Source organism: Micromonospora sp. NPDC049580 (assembly GCF_040675595.1).
Taxonomy (GTDB): domain Bacteria; phylum Actinomycetota; class Actinomycetes; order Mycobacteriales; family Micromonosporaceae; genus Micromonospora.
Genome location: NZ_JBFAPG010000800.1, coordinates 1 through 1,425 on the forward strand (window position 1 = coordinate 1; position 1,425 = coordinate 1,425).

A 1,425-nucleotide genomic window follows, 5' to 3' on the forward strand; every position below is an offset into this window, starting at 1 on the left:
GTCGAGCTGCGGCGCCCCGTACGGCGACAGCCCGCGCAGGTCGTCGCGGATCGGCAGATCATCGAGCGAGGTCACGCCACCCCTTTCCGCGACACTGTCACCGGCCGCCCGCGAGCGGTCCCTGGCCGCCCTCGGCAGCGGCCAGGAACTGGACGTCCTGGTGATCGGCGGCGGCGTCACCGGCGCCGGCTGCGCTCTCGACGCCGTCACCCGAGGTCTGTCGGTCGGGCTCATCGAGGCCGGCGACTGGGCCAGCGGTACGTCGAGCCGGTCCAGCAAACTCATCCACGGTGGCCTGCGCTACCTGGAGATGCTCGACTTCGGGCTGGTCCGCGAGGCCCTGCGCGAGCGGGGCCTGCTCCTGCAGCGGCTCGCCCCGCACCTGGTCCGCCCGGTGCCGTTCCTCTACCCGCTGCGCCACCGGGGCTGGGAAAGGTTGTACGCCGGCGCCGGCGTGCTGCTCTACGACACGATGAGCCTGTCCGGCCGCCACGCGCGCGGCGTGCCGACCCACCGGCACCTGAGCCGCCGCGGGGCGCTGCGCGCCTGCCCGTCGCTGCGGCCCGAGTCGCTGGTCGGCGCTCTGCAGTACTACGACGCCCAGGTCGACGATGCCCGGCTGGTGACCTTCCTCGTCCGCACCGCCGCCGCGCACGGGGCGTACCCGCTGTCGCGGGCCCGCGTCGTGGGTTTCCTGCGCGAGGGCGCCCGGGTTACCGGCGCGCGGGTGCACGACCTGGAGACCGACCGGGTGTTCGAGGTGCGCGCCCGGCAGGTCATCAACGCCACGGGGGTGTGGACCGACGACACCCAGGCCCTCGTCGGCGAGCGGGGCCAGTTCCAGGTCCGCGCCTCCAAGGGCATCCACCTCGTGGTGCCGCGCGACCGGATCCGGTCCAGCACCGGCCTGATCCTGCGCACCGAGTCCAGCGTGCTGTTCGTGATCCCGTGGGGCCGGCACTGGCTGGTCGGCACCACCGACACCGACTGGGACCTGGACAAGGCGCATCCGGCGGCGACCAGCCGGGACATCGACTACCTGCTGGAGCGCGTCAACGCGGTGCTGGCCACCCCGCTGACCCGCGACGACGTCGAGGGCGTGTACGCCGGCCTGCGCCCGCTGCTGTCCGGAGAGTCCGACGCGACCGCCAAGCTGTCGCGGGAGCACACCGTGGTCAGTCCGGCGCCCGGACTCGTGGTGGTGGCCGGCGGCAAGTACACGACGTACCGGGTGATGGCGCGCGACGCGGTCGACGAGGCGGTGCGCGGCCTCGGCGGCGCGGTGGCCGCCTCGTGCACCGACCGGGTGCCCCTGCTGGGGGCGGAGGGCTACGTCGCCCGGTGGAACCAGCGCCGCCGGCTGGCGCAGCAGTCCGGCCTGCACACCGAGCGCGTGGAGCACCTGCTGCGGCGCCGTAGCGCCGC

The 1,425-nt window shown here is 74.5% G+C and carries 1 protein-coding gene; it reads left to right on the plus strand.

Annotated elements, in window-relative coordinates:
- Nucleotides 1–49: 49 nt before the first annotated feature.
- On the plus strand, nt 50–1,425 hold a 1,376-nt coding region (locus AB0J68_RS32185; protein WP_363942659.1), incomplete at its 3' end, for a glycerol-3-phosphate dehydrogenase/oxidase.